Origin of the sequence: Pseudomonas sp. ADAK7, from assembly GCF_012935675.1 — a bacterium.
Classification (GTDB): Bacteria; Pseudomonadota; Gammaproteobacteria; order Pseudomonadales; family Pseudomonadaceae; genus Aquipseudomonas.
Window position 1 is genome coordinate 5,208,253 of record NZ_CP052861.1, and the last position, 24,180, is coordinate 5,232,432.

29 protein-coding genes are annotated in these 24,180 nt (G+C 55.0%); all 29 read left to right on the forward strand.

Going from position 1 to position 24,180, the window contains the following annotated elements; genetic code table 11:
* Positions 1–57 precede the first annotated feature (57 nt).
* The 29 genes from rplK to rpsE all read left to right on the forward strand — a co-directional run bounded on the left by rplK (position 58) and on the right by rpsE (position 24,178).
* Positions 58–489 (forward strand): 50S ribosomal protein L11, encoded by a 432-nt coding sequence (rplK, locus tag HKK53_RS23875; protein WP_003228756.1) that lies wholly within the window; start codon positions 58–60, stop codon positions 487–489.
* The gene (gene rplA, locus HKK53_RS23880) at positions 489–1,184 is read left to right on the forward strand and encodes a 50S ribosomal protein L1 (RefSeq protein WP_169372841.1); all 696 of its coding nucleotides are present in this window, start codon (positions 489–491) and stop codon (positions 1,182–1,184) included. Before rplK ends, rplA begins: the two co-directional genes overlap by 1 nt.
* A gap of 198 nt (positions 1,185–1,382) precedes the next feature.
* The gene (gene rplJ, locus HKK53_RS23885; protein ID WP_010467255.1) at positions 1,383–1,883 is read left to right on the forward strand and encodes a 50S ribosomal protein L10; all 501 of its coding nucleotides are present in this window, start codon (positions 1,383–1,385) and stop codon (positions 1,881–1,883) included.
* Positions 1,884–1,963: 80 nt separating this feature from the next.
* A complete protein-coding gene (gene rplL / locus HKK53_RS23890; RefSeq protein WP_010467258.1) occupies positions 1,964–2,329 on the forward strand; it encodes a 50S ribosomal protein L7/L12 in 366 nt (121 codons plus the stop codon).
* A gap of 220 nt (positions 2,330–2,549) precedes the next feature.
* Positions 2,550–6,623 carry a DNA-directed RNA polymerase subunit beta gene (rpoB, locus tag HKK53_RS23895; protein ID WP_054052241.1) on the forward strand — a complete coding sequence of 1,358 codons (4,074 nt, stop codon included), beginning with the start codon at positions 2,550–2,552 and terminating at the stop codon, positions 6,621–6,623.
* Between the two features lie 64 nt (positions 6,624–6,687).
* Complete coding sequence (rpoC, locus tag HKK53_RS23900; protein ID WP_133840544.1) at positions 6,688–10,887, forward strand: DNA-directed RNA polymerase subunit beta'; 4,200 nt, start codon at positions 6,688–6,690, stop codon at positions 10,885–10,887.
* A 216-nt stretch (positions 10,888–11,103) separates the two neighbouring features.
* Positions 11,104–11,475, forward strand: coding sequence for a 30S ribosomal protein S12 (rpsL, locus tag HKK53_RS23905; RefSeq protein ID WP_002555494.1), 372 nt, complete (start codon positions 11,104–11,106; stop codon positions 11,473–11,475).
* 118 nt (positions 11,476–11,593) lie between these two features.
* Positions 11,594–12,064 (forward strand): 30S ribosomal protein S7, encoded by a 471-nt coding sequence (rpsG, locus tag HKK53_RS23910; protein ID WP_002555493.1) that lies wholly within the window; start codon positions 11,594–11,596, stop codon positions 12,062–12,064.
* Between the two features lie 30 nt (positions 12,065–12,094).
* Positions 12,095–14,200, forward strand: a complete 2,106-nt coding sequence (gene fusA, locus HKK53_RS23915; RefSeq protein ID WP_008145494.1) for an elongation factor G — start codon at positions 12,095–12,097, stop codon at positions 14,198–14,200.
* A gap of 31 nt (positions 14,201–14,231) precedes the next feature.
* Positions 14,232–15,425: an elongation factor Tu gene (tuf, locus tag HKK53_RS23920; RefSeq protein WP_008145495.1), complete on the forward strand. Its 1,194-nt coding sequence runs from the start codon at positions 14,232–14,234 to the stop codon at positions 15,423–15,425.
* 141 nt (positions 15,426–15,566) lie between these two features.
* Positions 15,567–15,878: a 30S ribosomal protein S10 gene (rpsJ, locus tag HKK53_RS23925; protein ID WP_003186070.1), complete on the forward strand. Its 312-nt coding sequence runs from the start codon at positions 15,567–15,569 to the stop codon at positions 15,876–15,878.
* 80 nt (positions 15,879–15,958) lie between these two features.
* Positions 15,959–16,594 (forward strand): 50S ribosomal protein L3, encoded by a 636-nt coding sequence (gene rplC / locus HKK53_RS23930; protein WP_003186059.1) that lies wholly within the window; start codon positions 15,959–15,961, stop codon positions 16,592–16,594.
* A gap of 12 nt (positions 16,595–16,606) precedes the next feature.
* Positions 16,607–17,209, forward strand: coding sequence for a 50S ribosomal protein L4 (gene rplD / locus HKK53_RS23935; protein WP_007896707.1), 603 nt, complete (start codon positions 16,607–16,609; stop codon positions 17,207–17,209).
* Positions 17,206–17,505, forward strand: coding sequence for a 50S ribosomal protein L23 (rplW, locus tag HKK53_RS23940; RefSeq protein WP_002555488.1), 300 nt, complete (start codon positions 17,206–17,208; stop codon positions 17,503–17,505). The genes rplD and rplW overlap by 4 nt, the downstream gene beginning before the upstream one ends.
* 14 nt (positions 17,506–17,519) lie before the next feature.
* Positions 17,520–18,344 carry a 50S ribosomal protein L2 gene (rplB, locus tag HKK53_RS23945; protein WP_003176423.1) on the forward strand — a complete coding sequence of 275 codons (825 nt, stop codon included), beginning with the start codon at positions 17,520–17,522 and terminating at the stop codon, positions 18,342–18,344.
* Between the two features lie 16 nt (positions 18,345–18,360).
* Entirely contained in the window at positions 18,361–18,636 is a 276-nt protein-coding gene (rpsS, locus tag HKK53_RS23950) for a 30S ribosomal protein S19 (protein ID WP_002555486.1), read from the forward strand.
* Between the two features lie 13 nt (positions 18,637–18,649).
* Positions 18,650–18,982: a 50S ribosomal protein L22 gene (gene rplV / locus HKK53_RS23955; protein WP_003103908.1), complete on the forward strand. Its 333-nt coding sequence runs from the start codon at positions 18,650–18,652 to the stop codon at positions 18,980–18,982.
* A 13-nt stretch (positions 18,983–18,995) separates the two neighbouring features.
* A complete protein-coding gene (gene rpsC / locus HKK53_RS23960) occupies positions 18,996–19,682 on the forward strand; it encodes a 30S ribosomal protein S3 (protein ID WP_003176422.1) in 687 nt (228 codons plus the stop codon).
* Between the two features lie 12 nt (positions 19,683–19,694).
* Positions 19,695–20,108: a 50S ribosomal protein L16 gene (gene rplP / locus HKK53_RS23965; RefSeq protein ID WP_008145497.1), complete on the forward strand. Its 414-nt coding sequence runs from the start codon at positions 19,695–19,697 to the stop codon at positions 20,106–20,108.
* On the forward strand, positions 20,108–20,299 hold the full coding sequence (rpmC, locus tag HKK53_RS23970) for a 50S ribosomal protein L29 (protein WP_008030901.1): 192 nt from the start codon (positions 20,108–20,110) through the stop codon (positions 20,297–20,299). Before rplP ends, rpmC begins: the two co-directional genes overlap by 1 nt.
* A gap of 2 nt (positions 20,300–20,301) precedes the next feature.
* Positions 20,302–20,568, forward strand: coding sequence for a 30S ribosomal protein S17 (gene rpsQ / locus HKK53_RS23975; RefSeq protein ID WP_003176419.1), 267 nt, complete (start codon positions 20,302–20,304; stop codon positions 20,566–20,568).
* A 23-nt stretch (positions 20,569–20,591) separates the two neighbouring features.
* Positions 20,592–20,960 carry a 50S ribosomal protein L14 gene (gene rplN / locus HKK53_RS23980; protein WP_002555479.1) on the forward strand — a complete coding sequence of 123 codons (369 nt, stop codon included), beginning with the start codon at positions 20,592–20,594 and terminating at the stop codon, positions 20,958–20,960.
* Between the two features lie 11 nt (positions 20,961–20,971).
* A complete protein-coding gene (rplX, locus tag HKK53_RS23985; RefSeq protein WP_003176416.1) occupies positions 20,972–21,286 on the forward strand; it encodes a 50S ribosomal protein L24 in 315 nt (104 codons plus the stop codon).
* Between the two features lie 20 nt (positions 21,287–21,306).
* Positions 21,307–21,846 carry a 50S ribosomal protein L5 gene (gene rplE, locus HKK53_RS23990; protein ID WP_003176415.1) on the forward strand — a complete coding sequence of 180 codons (540 nt, stop codon included), beginning with the start codon at positions 21,307–21,309 and terminating at the stop codon, positions 21,844–21,846.
* Between the two features lie 13 nt (positions 21,847–21,859).
* Positions 21,860–22,165 carry a 30S ribosomal protein S14 gene (rpsN, locus tag HKK53_RS23995; RefSeq protein WP_003176414.1) on the forward strand — a complete coding sequence of 102 codons (306 nt, stop codon included), beginning with the start codon at positions 21,860–21,862 and terminating at the stop codon, positions 22,163–22,165.
* A gap of 209 nt (positions 22,166–22,374) precedes the next feature.
* The gene (rpsH, locus tag HKK53_RS24000) at positions 22,375–22,767 is read left to right on the forward strand and encodes a 30S ribosomal protein S8 (RefSeq protein ID WP_003186040.1); all 393 of its coding nucleotides are present in this window, start codon (positions 22,375–22,377) and stop codon (positions 22,765–22,767) included.
* A 12-nt stretch (positions 22,768–22,779) separates the two neighbouring features.
* Entirely contained in the window at positions 22,780–23,313 is a 534-nt protein-coding gene (rplF, locus tag HKK53_RS24005) for a 50S ribosomal protein L6 (RefSeq protein WP_003176412.1), read from the forward strand.
* Positions 23,314–23,323: 10 nt separating this feature from the next.
* Complete coding sequence (rplR, locus tag HKK53_RS24010) at positions 23,324–23,674, forward strand: 50S ribosomal protein L18 (protein ID WP_003186037.1); 351 nt, start codon at positions 23,324–23,326, stop codon at positions 23,672–23,674.
* Between the two features lie 3 nt (positions 23,675–23,677).
* On the forward strand, positions 23,678–24,178 hold the full coding sequence (gene rpsE, locus HKK53_RS24015; RefSeq protein ID WP_007943782.1) for a 30S ribosomal protein S5: 501 nt from the start codon (positions 23,678–23,680) through the stop codon (positions 24,176–24,178).
* Positions 24,179–24,180: the final 2 nt, after the last annotated feature.

The following is a 24,180-nucleotide window of genomic DNA, read 5'->3' on the forward strand; positions in this document are numbered from 1 at the left end:
ACGCGCAAGTAACCGGGGAGCCTTTCGAGGCGTTCGAACCCGTAATTGGAGTGCCTCATGGCCAAGAAGATTACCGCTTACATCAAGCTGCAAGTGAAGGCCGCTCAGGCTAACCCAAGCCCACCTGTTGGTCCTGCACTGGGTCAGCACGGCGTGAACATCATGGAATTCTGCAAGGCTTTCAACGCCCGTACTCAGGGTCTTGAAGCTGGTCTGCCGACTCCAGTGATCATCACTGTCTACAGCGATCGTAGCTTCACTTTCGAAACCAAATCCACACCTGCTTCGGTTCTGCTGAAGAAGGCTGCTGGTCTGACTAGCGGTTCTGCTCGTCCGAACACCGTTAAGGTTGGCACCGTGACCCGTGCTCAGCTGGAAGAAATCGCGAAAACCAAAAACGCGGATCTGACTGCAGCTGATATGGACGCAGCCGTGCGTACTATCGCCGGTTCTGCTCGTAGCATGGGCCTTAACGTGGAGGGTGTGTAATGGCTAAGTTGACCAAGCGTCAAAAGGCTATCGCCGGCAAAATCGAAGCAGGCAAGTCCTACAACTTTGTAGACGCTGCTTCCCTGCTGGCCGAGCTGTCGACTGTCAAGTTCAGCGAGTCGTTCGACGTTGCTGTAAACCTGGGTGTTGACCCGCGTAAATCCGACCAGGTCGTTCGTAGCGCTACTGTGCTGCCACACGGCACTGGCAAGACTGTTCGCGTTGCTGTGTTCACCCAGGGTCCAGCCGCTGAGGCCGCTCTGGCTGCCGGCGCTGACCGTGTAGGTATGGACGATCTGGCTGCCGAAATGAAAGGCGGCGACCTGAACTATGACGTAGTTATCGCATCCCCGGATGCAATGCGCGTTGTTGGTCAGTTGGGTCAGATCCTGGGCCCGCGCGGCCTGATGCCTAACCCTAAAGTTGGCACCGTAACCCCAGACGTAGCTACCGCGGTTAAAAACGCCAAGGCTGGTCAGGTTCGTTATCGCACCGACAAAAACGGCATCATCCACACCTCCGTTGGCAAGGTCGGTTTCGACGCCGTCAAGCTGAAGGAAAACGTTGAAGCCCTGATCGCTGATCTGAAGCGTATCAAGCCTGCTTCCTCGAAAGGTATTTACGTCAAGCGCGTTACCCTGAGCACCACCATGGGTCCAGGCCTGGTCATCGACCAAGGCTCGCTCGACGCGTAAGACATAGATTGGCGCAAGCGATTGCGCCAATTGAAAGATTGGGGTCCCTGCCTGGCGGGGGCTATCCAAGACCGTAGGCGACGCAAGTCTTAAACCCCAAGCCTACGCAGATGGTGCTCCCGGTTCCTTACCGAATCAGACACCAAAACGACATCTGGCCTCGGTTGGATGAAACGGTAACAAGCAGGAGTTTTTCCCGTGGCAATTAAACTTGAAGACAAGAAGGCCATCGTCGCTGAAGTCAACAAGGCTGCCCAAGTTGCTCTGTCCGCTGTCGTGGCTGATGCCCGTGGCGTAACAGTAGGCGCTATGACCGGACTCCGTAAAGAGGCTCGTGAAGCTGGCGTTTACGTACGTGTTGTACGTAACACCCTGCTCAAGCGCGCCGTTGCTGGCACTCAATATGACGTGCTCAACGACGTGTTCACTGGCCCGACCTTGATTGCATTCTCCAAAGAACATCCGGGCGCTGCTGCTCGTATCTTCAAAGAGTTCGCAAAAGGTCAGGATAAGTTCGAGATCAAGGCAGCTGCGTTCGAGGGCAAGTTCCTCGCAGCTAATCAGATCGACGTACTGGCAAGCCTGCCGACCCGTGACGAAGCAATTTCTCAGCTGATGAGCGTGATTCAAGGCGCAACCAGCAAATTGGCTCGTACTCTGGCGGCTCTTCGCGACCAGAAAGAAGCTGCCGCAGCCTAAGGCTGAGCGACTCCTTTCAGCGTTTATTGTTTATTTCGATGGCCGCGTAGGCTGTCATCCCAATACAGGAATTTATAGTCATGTCTCTGACTAACGACCAAATCATCGAAGCAATCGGCGAAAAATCCGTTCTGGAAATCGTTGAGCTGATCAAGGCCATGGAAGAGAAGTTCGGCGTTTCCGCTGCCGCTGCTTCCGCTGGTCCAGCTGCTGTCGCTGCTGTTGTTGAAGAACAAACTGAATTCAACGTCATGCTGCTGGAAGCTGGCGAGAAGAAAGTTAACGTGATCAAGGCAGTACGTGAACTGACCGGTCTGGGCTTGAAAGAAGCCAAGGCTGTAGTTGACGGCGCTCCTGGCATGGTTCTGGAAGCTGTATCGAAAGACGCAGCTGACAAAGCCAAAGCCACTCTGGAAGAAGCAGGCGCTAAAGTCGAGCTGAAGTAAGCATCGACTTTGCGTCTCCAGCCCGAGCGTTAAGCGAAAGGCTGATGGCTGGTGGCTCTTGCCACCGGCCTTTTTCCGTTATTGGCAGCCGACTGGGTCGGTGCCGGTAACGAGCTGTAACCACCCGATGCGGTGGAGCAAACCATGGGGTTTGCACGATTTTCTGGCTGCTCCCGTCGGGAGGGGCCAAACAAGCAGGTGACCAAGCTGGGGAACGCTGATGGCTTACTCATATACTGAGAAAAAACGTATCCGCAAGGACTTTAGCAAGTTGCCGGACGTCATGGATGTGCCGTACCTCCTGGCCATCCAGCTGGATTCGTATCGTGAATTCTTGCAAGCGGGAGCGACTAAAGATCAGTTCCGCGACGTGGGCCTGCATGCGGCCTTCAAATCCGTTTTCCCGATCATCAGCTACTCCGGCAATGCTGCGCTGGAGTACGTCGGTTATCGCCTGGGCGAACCGGCATTTGATGTCAAAGAATGCGTATTGCGCGGTGTAACTTACGCCGTACCGTTGCGGGTAAAAGTGCGCCTGATCATTTTCGACAAAGAATCGTCGAACAAAGCGATCAAGGACATCAAAGAGCAAGAAGTCTACATGGGTGAAATCCCCCTGATGACTGAGAACGGTACCTTCGTAATCAACGGTACCGAGCGTGTAATCGTTTCCCAGCTGCACCGTTCCCCGGGCGTGTTCTTCGACCACGACCGTGGCAAGACGCACAGCTCCGGTAAACTGCTGTACTCCGCGCGCATCATTCCTTACCGCGGTTCGTGGTTGGACTTCGAGTTCGATCCGAAAGACTGCGTATTCGTGCGTATCGACCGTCGTCGCAAGCTGCCTGCATCGGTATTGCTGCGCGCGCTCGGCTATACCACTGAAGAAGTGCTGGACGCGTTCTACACCACCAACGTTTTCCACCTGAGCGGCGAAACCCTCAGTCTGGAACTGATTGCTTCGCGTCTGCGTGGTGAAATTGCTGTTCTTGACATTCAGGACGAGAAGGGCAAAGTCATCGTTGAGGCGGGTCGTCGTATTACTGCGCGCCATATCAACCAGATCGAAAAAGCCGGTCTCAAGACCCTGGAAGTGCCTCTGGACTACGTCCTGGGTCGCACTACCGCCAAGGCCATCGTGCATCCGGCAACCGGCGAAATCCTGGCAGAGTGCAACACCGAACTGAACACCGAGATCCTGGCAAAAATCGCCAAGGCCCAGGTTGTTCGCATCGAAACTCTGTACACCAACGATATCGACTGCGGTCCGTTCGTCTCCGACACGCTGAAGATCGACTCCACCAGCAACCAATTGGAAGCGCTGGTCGAGATCTATCGCATGATGCGTCCAGGCGAGCCGCCAACCAAAGACGCTGCCGAGACTCTGTTCAACAACCTGTTCTTCAGCCCTGAGCGCTATGACCTGTCTGCGGTCGGCCGGATGAAGTTCAACCGTCGTATCGGTCGTACCGAGATCGAAGGTTCGGGCGTGTTGTGCAAAGAAGACATCGTTGCGGTTCTGAAGACTCTGGTCGACATCCGTAACGGTAAAGGCATCGTCGATGACATCGACCACCTGGGTAACCGTCGTGTTCGCTGCGTAGGCGAAATGGCTGAAAACCAGTTCCGCGTTGGCCTGGTACGTGTTGAGCGTGCGGTCAAAGAGCGTCTGTCGATGGCTGAAAGCGAAGGCCTGATGCCGCAAGACCTGATCAACGCCAAGCCAGTGGCTGCGGCGGTGAAAGAGTTCTTCGGTTCCAGCCAGCTGTCCCAGTTCATGGACCAGAACAACCCGCTGTCCGAGATCACTCACAAGCGTCGTGTGTCTGCACTCGGCCCTGGCGGTTTGACTCGTGAGCGTGCTGGCTTTGAAGTGCGTGACGTACACCCGACTCACTACGGTCGTGTATGCCCGATTGAAACGCCGGAAGGTCCGAACATCGGCCTGATCAACTCCCTGGCCGCTTATGCGCGCACCAACCAGTACGGCTTCCTCGAAAGCCCGTACCGCGTGGTGAAAGACGCTCTGGTCACCGACGAGATCGTGTTCCTGTCCGCCATCGAAGAAGCTGATCACGTGATCGCTCAGGCTTCGGCCACGATGAACGACAAGAAAATGCTGATCGACGAACTGGTAGCTGTTCGTCACTTGAACGAGTTCACCGTCAAGGCGCCGGAAGACGTCACCTTGATGGACGTATCGCCGAAGCAGGTAGTTTCGGTTGCTGCGTCGCTGATCCCGTTCCTCGAGCACGATGACGCCAACCGTGCGTTGATGGGTTCGAACATGCAGCGTCAAGCTGTACCAACACTGCGCGCTGACAAGCCGCTGGTGGGTACCGGCATGGAGCGTAACGTAGCCCGTGACTCCGGCGTTTGCGTCGTGGCTCGTCGTGGCGGCGTGATCGACTCCGTTGATGCCAGCCGTATCGTGGTTCGTGTTGCTGATGACGAAGTTGAAACCGGTGAAGCTGGTGTCGACATCTACAACCTGACCAAATACACCCGCTCCAACCAGAACACCTGCATCAACCAGCGTCCGCTGGTGCGTAAAGGTGATCGGGTTCAGCGCAGCGACATCATGGCTGACGGCCCGTCCACCGACATGGGTGAACTGGCGCTGGGTCAGAACATGCGTATCGCGTTCATGGCCTGGAACGGTTACAACTTCGAAGACTCCATCTGCCTGTCGGAACGAGTTGTTCAAGAAGATCGCTTCACCACGATCCACATTCAGGAACTGACCTGTGTGGCGCGTGACACCAAGCTTGGGCCAGAGGAAATCACTGCAGACATCCCGAACGTGGGTGAAGCTGCACTGAACAAGCTGGACGAAGCCGGTATCGTTTACGTAGGTGCTGAAGTTGGCGCAGGCGACATCCTGGTTGGTAAGGTCACTCCGAAAGGCGAGACCCAACTGACTCCGGAAGAGAAGCTGTTGCGTGCCATCTTCGGTGAAAAAGCCAGCGACGTTAAAGACACCTCCCTGCGCGTGCCTACCGGCACCAAGGGTACCGTCATCGACGTACAGGTCTTCACTCGTGACGGCGTTGAGCGTGATGCTCGGGCTCTGTCCATCGAGAAGACTCAACTCGACGAGATCCGTAAGGATCTGAACGAAGAGTTCCGTATTGTTGAAGGCGCAACTTTCGAACGTCTGCGTTCCGCTCTGGTCGGCCACAAAGCCGAAGGCGGCGCCGGCCTGAAGAAAGGTCAGGACATCACCGACGAAGTACTCGACGGTCTTGAGCATGGTCAGTGGTTCAAACTGCGCATGACTGAAGATGCTCTGAACGAGCAGCTCGAGAAGGCCCAGGCCTACATCGTTGATCGTCGCCGTCTGCTGGACGACAAGTTCGAAGACAAGAAGCGCAAACTGCAGCAGGGCGATGACCTGGCTCCAGGCGTGCTGAAAATCGTCAAGGTTTACCTGGCAATCCGTCGCCGCATCCAGCCGGGCGACAAGATGGCCGGTCGTCACGGTAACAAAGGTGTGGTCTCCGTGATCATGCCGGTTGAAGACATGCCGCACGATGCCAATGGCACCCCGGTCGACGTCGTCCTCAACCCGTTGGGCGTACCTTCGCGTATGAACGTTGGTCAGATCCTTGAAACCCACCTCGGCCTCGCGGCTAAAGGTCTGGGCGAGAAGATCAACCGGATGATCGAAGAGCAGCGCAAAGTCGCCGAGCTTCGTAAATTCCTCGACGAGATCTACAACCAGATCGGCGGTCGTAACGAAGATCTGGATAGCTTCTCCGACCAGGAAATCCTGGATCTGGCGAAGAACCTGCGTGGCGGCGTTCCAATGGCCACTCCAGTGTTCGACGGTGCCAAGGAAAGCGAAATCAAGGCCATGCTGAAACTGGCAGACCTGCCAGAAAGCGGCCAGATGCAGCTGACCGACGGCCGTACCGGCAACAAGTTCGAGCGCCCGGTTACTGTTGGCTACATGTACATGCTGAAGCTGAACCACTTGGTAGACGACAAGATGCACGCTCGTTCTACCGGTTCGTACAGCCTGGTTACCCAGCAGCCGCTGGGTGGTAAGGCACAGTTCGGTGGTCAGCGTTTCGGGGAGATGGAGGTCTGGGCACTGGAAGCATACGGTGCCGCTTACACTCTGCAAGAAATGCTCACAGTGAAGTCGGACGATGTGAACGGCCGTACCAAGATGTACAAAAACATCGTGGATGGCGATCACCGTATGGAGCCGGGCATGCCCGAGTCTTTCAACGTGTTGATCAAGGAAATTCGTTCCCTCGGCATCGATATCGATCTGGAAACCGAATAACACGTGACGCGAATCGAGAGCGGGGCAGGATTGCCCGCTCTCTGCTCCGCCAGGAGGAAAGGCCTTGAAAGACCTACTGAATTTGCTGAAAAACCAGGGTCAAGTCGAAGAGTTCGACGCCATCCGTATTGGATTGGCATCGCCTGAGATGATCCGTTCGTGGTCGTTCGGTGAAGTTAAAAAGCCGGAAACCATCAACTACCGTACGTTCAAACCTGAGCGTGACGGCCTGTTCTGCGCCAAGATCTTTGGCCCGGTAAAGGATTACGAGTGCCTGTGCGGTAAGTACAAGCGCTTGAAGCACCGCGGCGTGATCTGCGAGAAGTGCGGCGTTGAAGTCGCGCTGGCTAAAGTTCGTCGTGAGCGCATGGCGCACATCGAACTGGCTTCGCCGGTTGCCCACATCTGGTTCCTGAAATCGCTGCCGTCACGTATCGGCTTGCTGATGGATATGACCCTGCGTGATATCGAACGCGTTCTCTACTTCGAGAGCTATGTCGTTATCGACCCGGGCATGACCACCCTTGAAAAAGGTCAGCTGCTGAACGACGAGCAGTACTTCGAAGCGCTGGAAGAGTTCGGCGACGATTTCGATGCCCGCATGGGTGCCGAAGCTGTCCGTGAACTGCTGCACGCTATCGACCTGGAACACGAGATTGGCCGTCTGCGCGAAGAAATTCCGCAAACCAACTCCGAAACCAAAATCAAGAAGCTGTCCAAGCGTCTGAAGTTGATGGAAGCCTTCCAGGGTTCCGGCAACCTTCCAGAATGGATGGTGCTGACCGTTCTGCCGGTTCTGCCGCCAGATCTGCGTCCACTGGTCCCGCTGGATGGCGGTCGCTTCGCGACTTCCGACCTCAACGATCTGTATCGTCGAGTGATCAACCGTAACAACCGCTTGAAGCGTCTGCTCGATCTGTCCGCTCCGGACATCATCGTGCGCAACGAAAAGCGTATGTTGCAGGAAGCTGTCGATGCACTGCTCGACAACGGTCGTCGTGGCCGCGCTATCACCGGTTCGAACAAGCGTCCTCTGAAATCCCTGGCTGACATGATCAAGGGTAAGCAAGGTCGTTTCCGTCAGAACTTGCTCGGTAAGCGCGTTGACTACTCCGGTCGTTCGGTAATTACCGTAGGTCCGACCCTGCGTCTGCACCAGTGCGGTCTGCCGAAGAAAATGGCCCTCGAGCTGTTCAAGCCGTTCATTTTCGGCAAGCTGGAAATGCGTGGTCTCGCTACCACCATTAAAGCTGCCAAGAAAATGGTTGAGCGCGAGCTGCCAGAGGTTTGGGACGTTCTCGCAGAAGTGATCCGTGAACACCCGGTTCTCCTCAACCGTGCACCGACCCTTCACCGTCTGGGTATCCAGGCATTTGAACCGGTACTGATCGAAGGTAAGGCTATCCAGCTGCACCCTCTGGTCTGTGCTGCGTACAACGCCGACTTCGACGGCGACCAAATGGCCGTGCACGTACCGCTGACACTGGAAGCCCAGTTGGAAGCGCGTGCGTTGATGATGTCGACCAACAACATTCTGTCGCCAGCCAACGGTGAGCCAATCATCGTTCCATCGCAGGACGTTGTATTGGGTCTGTACTACATGACTCGTGAAGCGATCAACGCCAAGGGCGAAGGTCGTGTGTTCGCGGATCTGCAAGAAGTTGACCGTGTGTTCCGTGCCGGCGAAGCCGCACTGCACGCTAAAGTCAAAGTGCGGATCCACGAAACCGTCAATGATCGTGATGGCGGCAGCGTCAAGAACACCCGTATCGTCGACACCACTGTCGGCCGTGCGCTGTTGTTCCAGGTTGTTCCACCTGGCCTGTCGTACGACGTCGTCAACCAGCCGATGAAGAAAAAGGCGATCTCCAAGCTGATCAACCAGTGCTACCGCGTGGTTGGTTTGAAGGAGACCGTGATCTTCGCTGACCAGTTGATGTACACCGGTTTTGCCTATTCGACCATTTCCGGCGTTTCCATCGGTGTTAACGACTTCGTTATCCCGGATGAAAAAGCCCGCATCATCGGTGCTGCTACCGACGAAGTGAAAGAGATCGAGAGTCAGTACGCCTCCGGCCTGGTAACCCAGGGCGAGAAGTACAACAAAGTGATCGACCTTTGGTCCAAGGCGAACGACGAAGTTTCCAAGGCGATGATGGCCAACCTCTCGAAAGAGAAAGTCATCGACCGTCATGGCGTCGAAGTCGACCAGGAATCCTTCAACTCGATGTACATGATGGCCGACTCGGGCGCACGGGGTTCTGCTGCGCAGATCCGTCAGCTCGCCGGTATGCGTGGCCTGATGGCCAAGCCGGACGGTTCCATCATCGAAACGCCGATTACTGCGAACTTCCGTGAAGGTTTGAGCGTACTTCAGTACTTCATCTCTACTCACGGTGCTCGTAAAGGTTTGGCGGATACCGCGTTGAAAACTGCGAACTCCGGTTACCTGACTCGTCGTCTGGTAGACGTGGCGCAGGATCTGGTTGTGACCGAGATCGATTGCGGCACCGAGCATGGCCTGGTAATGACTCCGCACATTGAAGGCGGTGACGTTGTTGAGCCGCTGGGTGAGCGCGTATTGGGTCGTGTTATTGCCCGTGACGTGTTCAAGCCGGGTAGCGAAGAAATCATCGTTCCTGCCGGTACATTGGTAGACGAGAAGTGGGTCGAATTCATCGAGCTGAACAGCATCGACGAAGTGATCGTGCGTTCGCCGATCAGCTGCGAAACCCGCTACGGCATTTGCGCCAAGTGCTACGGCCGTGATTTGGCTCGTGGTCACCAGGTGAACATCGGTGAAGCGGTCGGCGTTATTGCCGCCCAGTCCATCGGTGAGCCGGGTACCCAGCTGACCATGCGTACGTTCCACATTGGTGGTGCGGCAAGCCGGACCTCCGCAGCCGACAGTGTTCAGGTGAAAAATGGCGGTACCGTCCGTCTGCACAACCTGAAGCACGTTGAGCGAGTGGATGGTTGCCTGGTTGCTGTGTCCCGTTCCGGTGAGCTGGCAATCGCTGATGACTTCGGTCGTGAGCGCGAGCGTTACAAGCTGCCGTACGGTGCTGTGATTTCGGTTAAAGAAGGTGACAAGGTCGACGCCGGCGCAATCGTGGCCAAGTGGGATCCGCACACTCACCCAATCGTTACCGAAATGAAAGGTACCGTGACCTACGTGGGCATGGAAGAAGGCATCACGATCAAGCGTCAGACTGACGAATTGACCGGTATGACCAACATTGAAGTACTCGACGCCAAAGACCGTCCAGCTGCCGGTAAGGACATCCGTCCTGCCGTTAAGATGGTCGGTGTCGATGGCAAGGATCTGCTGCTGCCAGGTACTGACGTACCGGCTCAGTACTTCCTGCCGGCTAACGCCCTGGTCGGTGTAGCGGATGGTGTGCAGGTTGCGATCGGTGATGTTATCGCCCGTATCCCGCAAGAAACTTCGAAAACCCGTGACATCACCGGTGGTCTGCCGCGTGTTGCCGACTTGTTCGAAGCCCGTCGTCCGAAAGAAGCCTCGATTCTGGCTGAAGTCAGCGGCACCATCGCGTTCGGTAAAGAGACCAAAGGCAAGCGCCGTCTGGTCATTACCCCGAACGACGGTAGCGATCCGTACGAAGAGCTGATTCCGAAGTGGCGTCACCTGAACGTCTTCGAAGGCGAACAGGTAAACCGCGGCGAAGTTATCTCCGACGGCCCGAGCGATCCACACGACATCCTGCGTCTGCTGGGTGTGAGTGCGCTGGCCAAGTACATCGTGAACGAGATCCAGGACGTTTATCGTCTGCAAGGCGTGAAGATCAACGATAAGCACATCGAGACCATCCTGCGTCAGATGCTGCGTAAAGTTGAAATCGCTGAATCCGGCGATTCCAGTTTCATCAAGGGCGACCAGATGGAATTGACTCACGTTCTGGTAGAGAACGAGCGTCTGGCTGGCGACGAGAAATTCGTTTCCAAGTTCACTCGCGTGCTGTTGGGTATCACCAAGGCGTCGTTGTCCACCGAATCGTTCATCTCGGCGGCTTCCTTCCAGGAAACCACTCGTGTACTGACCGAAGCGGCGGTAACCGGCAAGCGCGATTACTTGCGCGGCCTGAAAGAAAACGTAGTCGTGGGTCGTTTGATCCCGGCTGGTACCGGTCTGGCTTATCACAGCGAGCGTAAGCGTCGCCGTGATGCTGACAAACCGTTGCGCGTAAGCGCCAGTGAAGTGGAAGCTGCACTGACCGAAGCACTGAACTCGAGCGGTAACTGAGTTCTGCGGTAAATGAGCGTGGGGCCCCGGTCGTTCCGTTCATCGAATCGAGACAATTTGTCGAGGTTGGATGAGCGGGGAGGTCGGGGCCTTGCCTTGACTGGGGACAAGATCCTCTTTAGACTCTTGTACCCCTAAATTTGGCGGGAATTCGTTCCTGCCATTTTGCTTTTCTTGCAAGACAATAGCGTCGCAAGACAACAGTGGAGCTAGTAGATGGCAACTATCAACCAGCTGGTACGTCAGCCGCGTAAGCGTATCGTCGAGAAATCCGACGTACCTGCGCTGCAGAACTGCCCGCAACGTCGTGGCGTATGCACCCGTGTGTATACCACCACGCCGAAAAAACCTAACTCGGCACTGCGTAAAGTATGCCGTGTGCGTCTGACCAACGGTTTCGAGGTTTCCTCGTACATCGGCGGTGAAGGCCACAACCTGCAAGAGCACAGCGTGGTACTGATCCGCGGCGGTCGTGTAAAAGACTTGCCAGGTGTTCGTTATCACACCGTACGCGGTTCTTTGGATACTTCCGGCGTTAAAGGTCGTAACCAGGGTCGTTCGAAGTACGGTACCAAAAAGCCTAAGTAGTAGTGGCTTTTTGTAAAAACTGATTTTCTATTTTTCTGAGTCGATAAGAGTAAGGTCGGAGGCGTCCCGAAAGGGCACCGATTCCGAGCGAACCTGAAGACCGTTTGAGGGCTTATCCATGCCAAGAAGACGCGTAGCAGCCAAGCGCGAAGTGCTTGACGATCCAAAATACGGAAGCCAAATCCTGGCCAAGTTCATGAACCACGTTATGGAAAGCGGCAAGAAAGCCGTTGCCGAGCGTATCGTTTATGGCGCGCTGGAAAAGGTTAAAGAACGCAAGAACAGCGATCCCCTGGAAATCTTCGAGAAAGCTCTCGACGCCATCGCTCCGCTGGTCGAAGTGAAGTCGCGCCGTGTAGGCGGTGCTACTTACCAGGTTCCGGTCGAAGTTCGCCCGTCCCGTCGTAACGCCCTGGCAATGCGCTGGTTGGTAGACTTCGCCCGCAAGCGCGGCGAGAAGTCTATGGCTCTGCGTTTGGCTGGCGAACTGTTGGATGCCGCTGAAGGTAAAGGTGCTGCAGTTAAGAAGCGTGAAGACGTGCACCGTATGGCTGAAGCCAACAAGGCTTTCTCGCACTACCGCTTCTAATTTTAGCGTCACTAATTTTGCGAGGGCTTTATGGCTCGTACTACACCGATTAATCGCTACCGTAACATTGGTATCGTTGCTCACGTGGATGCTGGTAAAACCACCACCACCGAGCGCGTCCTTTTTTACACTGGCAAAAGTCACAAAATGGGCGAGGTGCATGACGGCGCCGCGACCACAGACTGGATGGTGCAGGAGCAGGAGCGTGGTATTACCATTACTTCTGCTGCTATTACCGCCTTCTGGCAGGGTTCCGAGAAGCAGCACAAGGACCAATACCGTTTCAACGTCATCGACACCCCGGGCCACGTTGACTTCACTATTGAAGTTGAGCGTTCCCTGCGTGTTCTCGATGGCGCGGTCGTTGTGTTCTGCGGTACCTCGGGTGTTGAGCCTCAGTCGGAAACCGTATGGCGTCAAGCCAACAAGTACGGTGTTCCACGTCTTGTTTACGTAAACAAGATGGACCGTGCTGGTGCGAACTTCCTGCGTGTGATCGGTCAGATCAAACAGCGTCTGGGTCACACTCCGGTGCCAATCCAGTTGGCTATCGGTTCCGAAGACAACTTCCAGGGTCAGATCGATCTGTTGGCCATGGAAGCTGTTTACTGGAATGACGCTGACAAAGGTATGGTTCCTGTTCGTAAGCCTATCCCTGCAGAACTGCAGGAACTGGCTGACGAGTGGCGCGGTAACATGGTTGAGGCTGCGGCCGAAGCCAGCGAAGAGCTGATGAACAAGTACCTCGAAGGTGAAGAACTCACCAACGCGGAAATCAAGGCCGCTCTGCGTCAGCGTACTATCGCTGGTGAGATCGTTCTGGCTGTTTGCGGTTCTTCCTTCAAGAACAAGGGTGTTCCCCTGGTTCTCGACGCCGTTATCGACTACCTGCCTGCTCCAACCGACATTCCTGCCATCAAGGGTACTGACCCGGATGACGAGACCAAGGAAATGGAGCGTCACGCAGACGACAGCGAGCCGTTCTCGGCTCTGGCGTTCAAGATCGCTACCGACCCATTCGTGGGTACCTTGACCTTCGTTCGAGTTTACTCGGGCGTGTTGGCCTCCGGCGACGGCGTGATCAACTCGGTTAAAGGCAAGAAAGAGCGCGTGGGTCGTATGGTGCAAATGCACGCAAACGCCCGTGAAGAAATCAAGGAAGTGCGCGCTGGTGACATCGCGGCCTTGATCGGCATGAAGGACGTCACCACTGGTGAGACTTTGTGCAACGCTGACAAGCCAATCATCCTGGTTCGCATGGACTTCCCGGAGCCGGTTATTTCGGTTGCCGTAGAGCCTAAGACCAAGGACGACCAGGAAAAAATGGGTATCGCTCTGGGCAAACTTGCTCAGGAAGACCCGTCTTTCCGCGTCAAGACTGATGAAGAGACTGGTCAAACGATCATCTCCGGCATGGGCGAGTTGCACCTGGACATCCTGGTTGACCGGATGCGCCGTGAGTTCAACGTCGAAGCCAACATCGGTAAGCCTCAAGTTTCGTACCGTGAGCGCATCACGAAGAGTTGCGAAATCGAAGGCAAGTTCGTTCGTCAGTCCGGCGGTCGTGGCCAGTTCGGTCATTGCTGGATTCGTTTTGCTCCTGCTGACGAAGGTCAGGAAGGTCTGCAATTCTTGAACGAAGTAGTGGGTGGTGTGGTTCCTAAGGAATACATCCCGGCTATCCAGAAGGGTATCGAAGAGCAGATGAAGAACGGCGTTGTCGCCGGCTATCCGCTGATCGGCCTGAAGGCTACCGTGTTTGATGGTTCCTACCACGACGTCGACTCCAACGAGATGGCGTTTAAGGTGGCTGCTTCCATGGCGACCAAGCAACTGGCCCAGAAGGGCGGTGGTGAGTTGCTTGAGCCGATCATGGCGGTAGAGGTTGTTACGCCTGAAGACTATATGGGTGACGTGATGGGCGACCTTAACCGTCGTCGCGGCATGATCCTGGGTATGGAAGACACGGTCTCCGGCAAAGTGATTCGCGCCGAGGTTCCGTTGGGTGAGATGTTCGGTTACGCAACCGACGTTCGTTCCATGTCCCAAGGTCGCGCAAGCTACTCTATGGAATTCAAAAAATACAATACGGCTCCGTCGCACATCGTCGAAACCGTTACCAAAAAACAAGGCTGATTCAGCCCCTTTAGGCTAGGAGTTAATTGTCGTGGCTAAAGAAAAATTTGACCGTACCCTCCCGCACGTCAACGTTGGCACCATCGGTCACGTCGACCACGGTAAAACCACGCTGACCGCTGCTCTGACTCGCGTCTGCTCCGAAGTTTTCGGTTCCGCTGTAGTTGCTTTCGATAAAATCGACAGCGCTCCAGAAGAAAAGGCTCGTGGTATCACCATCAACACCGCTCACGTTGAATACAACTCGCTGATCCGTCACTACGCTCACGTTGACTGCCCAGGTCACGCTGACTATGTGAAGAACATGATCACCGGTGCTGCTCAAATGGACGGCGCTATCCTGGTTTGTTCGGCCGCTGATGGTCCGATGCCACAAACCCGTGAGCACATCCTGCTGTCCCGTCAGGTTGGCGTTCCGTACATCGTTGTCTTCCTGAACAAGGCTGACATGGTAGACGACGCTGAGCTGCTGGAACTGGTTGAGATGGAAGTGCGCGATCTGCTGAGCACTTACGACTTCCCAGGTGACGACACTCCGATCATCATCGGTTCGGCTCTGATGGCTCTGAACGGCCAAGACGACAACGAAATGGGCACCACTGCCGTTCGTAAACTGGTTGAGACTCTGGACAGCTACATCCCAGATCCAGTCCGTGTTATCGACAAGCCGTTCCTGATGCCAATCGAAGACGTATTCTCGATCTCCGGTCGCGGTACTGTTGTAACTGGCCGTATCGAGCGCGGTATCGTCAAGGTTCAGGATCCACTGGAAATCGTTGGTCTGCGTGACACTACCGTCACCACCTGCACCGGTGTTGAAATGTTCCGTAAGCTGCTCGACGAAGGTCGTGCTGGCGAGAACTGCGGCGTGCTGCTGCGCGGCACCAAGCGTGACGACGTTGAGCGTGGCCAGGTTCTGGTCAAGCCAGGTTCGGTTAAGCCGCACACTACCTTCGAAGCTGAAGTGTACGTGTTGAGCAAAGAAGAAGGCGGTCGCCACACTCCGTTCTTCAAAGGCTACCGTCCACAGTTCTACTTCCGGACCACTGACGTGACCGGTAACTGCGAACTGCCGGAAGGCGTTGAAATGGTAATGCCAGGCGACAACATCAAAATGGTTGTCACCCTGATCAAAACCATCGCAATGGAAGATGGTCTGCGTTTCGCTATTCGTGAAGGCGGTCGTACCGTCGGCGCTGGCGTCGTAGCCAAAATCATCGCTTAATAAGTGATGACTTGAAAAAGCCCCCGCCTAGCGGGGGCTTTTTTATTGGGTTGACACTGTAGAAACCCGTCTATAGAATTGCGCCTCCTTTTAACGGGCGTATTGCGCTCGCTGGGAATAGCAGCCGGAGTCTGAAATCCAATGCAAAATCAGCAAATCCGTATCAGGTTGAAGGCTTTTGACCATCGCCTGATCGACCAATCCACCCAGGAAATCGTGGAAACCGCGAAACGTACTGGTGCTCAAGTGCGTGGTCCAATTCCACTGCCTACCCGTAAAGAGCGGTTCACCGTTCTGGTCTCCCCGCACGTCAACAAAGACGCGCGTGACCAGTACGAGATCCGTACTCATAAGCGCGTTCTGGACATCGTCCAGCCAACGGATAAAACCGTTGATGCTCTTATGAAGCTTGATCTTGCGGCCGGTGTGGAAGTGCAGATCAGCCTCGGCTAAGACTCGGTCTTAGTCGTGTAACGCTCTGAAATGGGCGGCCATAGCGGGTGAAAGCCCCGTACACTCATGAGGTTTACAACATGACTATTGGTGTAGTCGGTCGTAAATGCGGTATGACCCGTATTTTCACCGAAGAAGGTGTCTCCATTCCGGTCACGGTCATTGAGATCGAACCGAATCGCGTCACCCAGTTCAAAACTGAAGAGACCGATGGCTATCGTGCAGTGCAAGTCACTGTAGGTGAGCGTCGTGCTTCGCGTGTTACAGCTGCTCAAGCTGGCCACTTCGCTAAAGCGAACGTTGCCGCTGGTCGTACCGTAATGGAATTCCGCCTTGAAGAAGGCGAGTACCAGGCCGGCGATCTGATCAACGCTGAAATCTTCGCCGCTGGTCAACTGGTTGATGTAACCGGTCAGTCCAAAGGTAAAGGCTTCCAGGGTACGATCAAGCGTTGGAACTTCCGCGGGCAAGATAATACCCACGGTAACTCCGTGTCCCACCGCGTTCCAGGCTCTATCGGCCAGTGCCAGACTCCTGGTCGTGTATTCAAGGGCAAAAAAATGTCCGGTCATATGGGCGCTGAGCGCGTGACCGTGCAGTCCCTGGAAGTAGTGCGCGTGGACGCTGAACGCAATCTGTTGTTGGTCAAGGGTGCTGTTCCTGGCGCTACTGGCGGCAACTTGGTTGTACGTCCAGCAGCCAAGGCTCGCGGTTAAGGGGAAGCTGACATGCAATTAAATGTAAATGACGCTCAAGCGATCGAAGTTTCCGAACTGACATTTGGCGGCGAATTCAACGAGACGCTGGTTCACCAAGCAGTCGTGGCCTACATGGCCGGCGGCCGTCAAGGTAGCAAGCAGCAAAAGACCCGTTCCGACGTTCGTGGTGGCGGTAAGCGCCCTTGGCGTCAGAAAGGTACTGGCCGTGCTCGTGCCGGTACTATCCGTAGCCCAATCTGGCGCGGCGGCGGTACCACTTTCGCAGCTCGTCCTCAGGATCACACCCAGAAGCTGAACAAGAAGATGTATCGCGCAGCAATGCGTTCCATCCTTGCTGAGCTGGTGCGTACTGATCGTCTGGTCGTGGTTCAGGACTTCGCTGTTGATGCACCGAAGACCAAAGATCTGCTGAACAAACTGACTGGCATGGGCCTGACTGACGTCTTGATCGTGTCTGAAGTAGTTGATCAGAACCTGTACCTGGCTGCTCGTAACCTGCCACACGTTGATGTACGTGACGTTCAAGGTTCCGATCCAGTTAGTCTGATCGCATACGACAAGGTGTTGATCACCGTGTCGGCCGTGAAGAAATTCGAGGAGCTGCTGGGATGAACCAGGAACGCGTATTTAAAGTTCTGCTTGGCCCGCACGTTTCCGAAAAGGCTACGGTTCTGGCTGACAAGAAAGGCCAGTTCGTTTTCAAGGTTGCAACTGACGCAACCAAGCTGGAAATCAAGAAGGCCGTCGAAAGCCTGTTCAGCGTGAAAGTAGAGCGTGTTACTACCCTGAATGTTCTGGGTAAGAGCAAGCGCACTGCTCGCGGTCTGGGCAAGCGTAATGACTGGAAGAAGGCAGTTATCTCCCTTCAGCCAGGCCAAGATCTCGATTTCAGCAGCAGTGCTGAGTAAGGAAGGGGTGCATCATGGCAATCGTTAAATGCAAACCGACTTCCCCTGGCCGCCGTTTTGTGGTCAAGGTGGTCAACCAGGAGCTGCATAAAGGCGCTCCTCACGCACCGCTGCTCGAGAAAAAATCGAAGACTGGTGGTCGTAACAACAATGGTCGCATTACCACTCGTCACATCGGTGGTGGCCATAAGCAGCATTATCGTCTGGTCGATTTCCGTCGCAACGACAAAGATGGCATTTCTGCCACTGTCGAGCGTATTGAATACGATCCAAACCGTACTGCTCACATCGCTCTGCTGCTGTACGCAGATGGCGAGCGCCGCTACATCATCGCCCCTAAAGGCGTGAGTGCTGGCGACCAGCTGATCGCAGGTGCTTTGGCGCCGATCAAGCCGGGCAACGCTCTGCAACTGCGTAACATTCCAGTTGGTAGCACCGTACACGGCATCGAATTGAAGCCAGGTAAAGGCGCGCAAATCGCTCGTTCCGCTGGTGCTTCGGCTCAGCTGATCGCTCGTGAAGGTGTCTACGTGACCCTGCGTCTGCGTTCTGGTGAGATGCGTAAAGTGCTGGCTGAATGCCGCGCGACCCTGGGTGAAGTCTCGAACTCCGAGCACAGCCTGCGTTCGCTGGGTAAAGCTGGTGCCAAACGCTGGCGTGGCGTTCGCCCAACCGTTCGTGGTGTTGCCATGAACCCGGTTGACCACCCACATGGTGGTGGTGAAGGTCGTACCTCTGGTGGTCGTCATCCGGTATCGCCATGGGGCTTCCCGACTAAGGGCGCGAAGACTCGTGGTAATAAGCGTACCGACAAAATGATCGTCCGTCGTCGCAAGTAAATAGAGGGATACGACAGTGCCACGTTCTCTGAAAAAAGGTCCTTTTATTGATCTTCACCTACTGAAGAAGATCGAAGTGGCGGCGGAAAAGAACGATCGCAAACCAGTTAAGACCTGGTCGCGCCGTTCTATGATCCTGCCACAAATGGTCGGTTTGACCATTGCTGTGCATAACGGTCGTCAACATGTTCCAGTTCTCGTGAACGAAGACATGGTCGGCCACAAACTAGGCGAGTTTGCCGGTACCCGCACATATCGTGGGCACGTGGCAGACAAGAAAGCCAAGCGTTAAGGGGTAAGGAACGATGGAAGTAGCCGCTAAGTTGTCGGGCGCTCGAATCTCCGCCCAGAAAGCCCGCTTGGTCGCCGACCAGATCCGCGGGAAGAAGGTGGGCGAAGCGCTCAACCTGTTGGCTTTCAGCAGTAAGAAAGCCGCCGAGATCATGAAGAAAGTGCTGGAGTCGGCCGTAGCCAACGCCGAGCATAACGAAGGCGCAGACGTTGATGACCTTAAAGTCAGCACCGTTTTCGTCAACGAAGGGCGTTCGCTGAAGCGAATCATGCCACGTGCCAAAGGCCGTGCTGATCGCATCGTCAAGCGGTCTTGCCATATCACTGTCAAGGTTGCTGACAAGTAACGGAGTCGAAGAGATGGGTCAGAAAGTACATCCCATTGGCATTCGCCTGGGAATCGTCAAGGAGCACACCTCCGTCTGGTACGCAGACGGTCGGACTTATGCGGACTATTTGTTCGCTGATCTGAAGGTGCGCGAGTATCTCCAAGACAAACTAAAAAGCGCGTCCGTAAGCCGTATCGATATCCATCGTCCGGCCCAAACTGCACGTATCACCATCCACACTGCTCGTCCAGGTATCGTTATCGGGAAGAAAGGTGAAGATGTTGAGAAACTGCGTCAGGACCTGACCAAACAAATGGGTGTGCCTGTGCACATCAATATCGAAGAAATCCGCAAGCCGGAACTCGACGGTATGTTGGTTGCGCAGAGCGTAGCTCAGCAGCTGGAGCGTCGCGTAATGTTCCGTCGCGCTATGAAGCGCGCTGTACAGAACGCCATGCGCATTGGTGCCAAAGGCATCAAAATCCAAGTGAGCGGTCGTCTCGGCGGTGCTGAAATCGCACGTACTGAATGGTATCGCGAAGGTCGTGTGCCACTGCACACCCTGCGTGCCGACATCGACTATGCCAACTACGAAGCTCACACCACTTACGGTGTGATCGGTGTAAAGGTTTGGATCTTCAAAGGCGAAGTAATTGGTGGTCGCCAAGAAGAACTGAAACCACAAGCACCAGCGCCTCGTAAAAAAGCTGCTAAGTAAGGGGTACGCCAAATGTTGCAACCAAAGCGTACGAAGTTCCGCAAGCAGATGACAGGCCACAACCGTGGTCTGGCTCAGCGCGGTAGCAAAGTCAGCTTCGGCGAGTTCGCGCTGAAGTCTGTAGCTCGTGGTCGTCTCACCGCTCGTCAGATCGAGTCAGCGCGTCGTGCTCTGACCCGTCACGTTAAACGTGGCGGCAAGATCTGGATCCGTGTATTCCCGGACAAGCCTATTTCCAAAAAGCCACTCGAAGTTCGGATGGGTAAAGGTAAGGGTAGTGTGGAGTACTGGGTTGCCCAGATTCAGCCAGGCAAAGTCCTGTATGAAATCGAGGGCGTTACTGAAGAGCTGGCGCGTGAGGCTTTTGCCCTGGCTGCTGCAAAGCTGCCGCTCGCCACCGCCTTTGTTAAACGGACGGTGATGTGATGAAAGCGAACGAACTTCGTGAAAAAGACGCGCCGCAGCTTAACGAGCAACTGCTCGGCCTGCTGCGCGACCAGTTCAATCTGCGTATGCAGAAAGCAACTGGCCAGTTGGGGCAGTCTCACCTGCTCCGGCAAGTTAAGCGTGACATCGCTCGCGTGAAGACTGTGCTCAAACAGCAGGCAGGTAAGTAATCATGGCTGAAGCCGAAAAAACCGTCCGTACGCTGACTGGCCGTGTTGTCAGCGACAAAATGGACAAGACCATCACCGTTCTGATCGAGCGTCGCGTAAAGCACCCGATCTACGGTAAATACGTTAAGCGTTCGACTAAGCTGCACGCGCACGACGAAACCAATCAGTGCCACATCGGCGACAAAGTCACTATTCGTGAAACTCGTCCTTTGGCCAAGACTAAGTCTTGGGCGCTGGTTGATGTTCTCGAACGCGCTGTGGAAGTCTAAGGACTAGGGGTCGGAGAAATTATATGATTCAGACTCAATCCATGCTCGATGTGGCCGATAACAGCGGCGCACGCCGCGTTATGTGCATCAAGGTGCTGGGTGGCTCCCATCGTCGTTACGCTGGTATCGGTGACATCATCAAAGTTACCGTTAAGGAAGCAATTCCTCGCGGTAAAGTGAAAAAAGGCCAAGTGATGACTGCTGTTGTAGTCCGCACTCGTCACGGCGTACGCCGTGCCGATGGCTCCATTATCCGCTTTGATGGCAACGCTGCTGTTCTTCTGAACAACAAGCAAGAGCCGATCGGCACCCGTATCTTTGGGCCAGTGACCCGTGAACTTCGTACTGAGAAGTTCATGAAGATCGTCTCGCTCGCCCCAGAAGTGCTGTAAGGAGATCCGACATGCAAAAGATTCGTCGTGACGACGAGATCATCGTGATCGCCGGCAAAGACAAAGGTAAGCGCGGTAAGGTGCTTAAGGTTCTCGCTAATAACCGTCTGGTTATTGGTGGTCTGAACCTGGTTAAGCGTCATACCAAGCCTAACCCGATGTCGGGCGTACAAGGCGGTATCGTCGAAAAAGAAGCTCCACTGGACGCTTCTAACGTCGCCATTTTCAACGGCGAAACCAACAAGGCTGATCGCGTTGGTTTCAAAGTAGAAGACGGCAAGAAAATTCGTGTCTTCAAGTCGACCCAAAAAGCGGTTGATGCTTGAACACTGCTAGGTAGAAGACCATGGCACGACTAAAAGAGATTTACTGGAAGGAAATCGCACCGAAGCTTAAGGAAGAACTTAAGCTTTCGAACGTGATGGAAGTTCCACGCGTTACAAAGATCACCCTGAACATGGGTCTGGGCGAAGCGGTCGGTGACAAAAAAGTCATCGAGCACGCTGTTGCTGACCTGGAAAAGATCACCGGTCAGAAAGTCGTTGTGACTTACGCTCGGAAATCCATCGCTGGCTTTAAAGTCCGTGAAGGTTGGCCGATCGGCGTCAAAGTGACTCTGCGCCGTGAGCGTATGTATGAATTCCTGGATCGTCTGCTGTCGATCTCCCTGCCTCGGGTTCGCGACTTCCGCGGCCTGAATGCCAAGTCCTTCGATGGTCGTGGTAACTACAGCATGGGCGTTAAAGAGCAGATCATCTTCCCGGAAATCGACTACGACAAGATCGATGCTCTCCGCGGTCTGGACATTACCCTGACCACCACTGCCAAGAACGATGATGAAGGTCGCGCGCTGCTGCGTGCTTTCAAATTCCCGTTCCGCAACTGATTGGAGTAGGAAAATGGCCAAGATGAGCATGAAAAACCGCGAGCTGAAGCGTCAGCTCACGGTTGCCAAGTACGCCAAAAAGCGTGCAGCACTGAAAGCTATCATCGTTGATCTGAACGCAAGTCCAGAAGCACGTTGGGAAGCTACAGTAGCTCTGCAGAAGCAGCCACGTGACGCAAGCGCTTCGCGCATGCGTAACCGCTGCCGCCTGACCGGTCGTCCACACGGCGTTTACCGCAAGTTCGGCCTCGGCCGTAACAAATTGCGTGAAGCTGCAATGCGTGGTGACGTACCTGGTCTGGTTAAAGCCAGCTGGTAAGCACTGTCAAAGTCTCGGTGTTCGGGATCGCAAGATCCTGACCGCCGGTGACCTTGAACTTGAATCAAGCCCCTTTTGGGGCTTGATTCATTTGTGGGGTGTGTCTAGAATACCCGGCTCGCCTGAGCCCGTGCTTTTTCCGCATGGATGACCTCGGCGACAAGTAGTAGCCGCAAGGCTAATTTTTTTGTATTAGGAGCGTCTAGCCCATGAGTATGCAGGACCCGTTAGCGGACATGCTAACTCGAATCCGTAATGCCCAGATGGCTGAAAAGTCCGTCGTAAGCATGCCATCTTCTACTTTGAAGGTAGCTGTTGCCAAAGTCCTGAAGGACGAAGGTTACATTGCGGGTTATCAGATCAGCAGCGAAATCAAACCACTGCTGTCCATCGAGCTGAAGTACTTCGAAGGCCGTCCGGTCATCGAGGAAGTGAAGCGCGTTAGCCGTCCAGGCCTGCGTCAGTACAAGTCCGTCGATGATCTGCCAAAAGTTCGTGGCGGTCTCGGTGTGTCTATCGTCTCCACCAACAAAGGTGTGATGACGGATCGTGCTGCGCGCGCTGCCGGTGTCGGCGGCGAAGTTCTTTGCACTGTGTTCTAAGGGGGGATAAGCATGTCACGCGTCGCTAAGAACCCCGTTAAGCTGCCAGCCGGTGTCGAAGTCAAATTCGCAGGCCAACAGCTTTCGGTGAAGGGTGCCAAGGGCACTCTCGAACTGAACATCCATTCGTCCGTTGAGATCGTTGAAGAAGCTGGTGAGCTGCGTTTCGCTGCTCGCAATGGCGATCAACAAACTCGCGCAATGGCTGGTACCACTCGTGCGTTGGTAAACAACATGGTCCAAGGCGTAAGCCAAGGCTTCGAGCGCAAGCTCCAGCTGGTCGGTGTTGGTTACAAGGCGCAAGCAAAAGGCACAGTGCTGAACCTGGCTCTTGGCTTCTCGCACCCAGTGGATTATGAACTGCCGGAAGGCATCACCGCTGAGACTCCTAGCCAGACCGATATCCTGATCAAGGGCATCGATAAGCAGCTGGTAGGTCAAGTGGCCGCCGAGATCCGCGACTTCCGTCCACCAGAGCCGTACAAAGGCAAAGGTGTGCGCTACGCGGACGAAGTCGTCCGTCGTAAAGAAGCCAAGAAGAAGTAGGGCATAGCAAATGACCGACAAAAAAGTTACTCGACTGCGTCGCGCTCGCAAAGCACGCCTGAAAATGCACGAACTCGAAGTCGTGCGTCTCTGCGTGTTCCGCTCGTCGCAGCACATCTACGCCCAGGTCATTTCGGCCGACGGCAACAAAGTCCTGGCATCTGCCTCGACTTTGGATAAAGAACTGCGTGATGGCGCCACTGGCAACATCGACGCGGCCACTAAGGTTGGCCAGCTGGTCGCTACGCGTGCTAAAGCCGCTGGCGTCTCGCAGGTGGCTTTCGACCGCTCTGGCTTCAAGTACCATGGCCGCGTCAAGGCGCTGGCTGATGCTGCTCGTGAAGCTGGGCTGGAGTTCTAAGTTATGTCAAATAACGACCAAAAGCGCGACGAAGGCTACATTGAGAAGCTGGTTCAAGTTAACCGCGTAGCCAAAACCGTAAAAGGCGGCCGTATCTTCACTTTCACCGCGTTGACCGTGGTTGGTGATGGTAAAGGGCGTGTTGGCTTCGGCCGTGGCAAGTCACGTGAAGTGCCTGCCGCGATCCAGAAGGCAATGGAAGCTGCTCGTCGCAACATGATCCAAGTTGATCTGAACGGCACCACTCTGCAGTACGCAATGAAGTCCGGTCACGGCGCTTCGAAGGTGTACATGCAGCCTGCTTCTGAAGGTACCGGTATCATCGCTGGCGGCGCTATGCGTGCTGTCCTCGAAGTTGCTGGCGTTCAGAACGTTCTGGCCAAATGCTACGGCTCGACTAACCCGGTAAACGTGGTTCACGCCACTTTCAAAGGTTTGAAAGCTATGCAGTCTCCTGAATCCATTGCCGCCAAGCGTGGCAAAAGCGTCAAGGAGATCTTCTGATC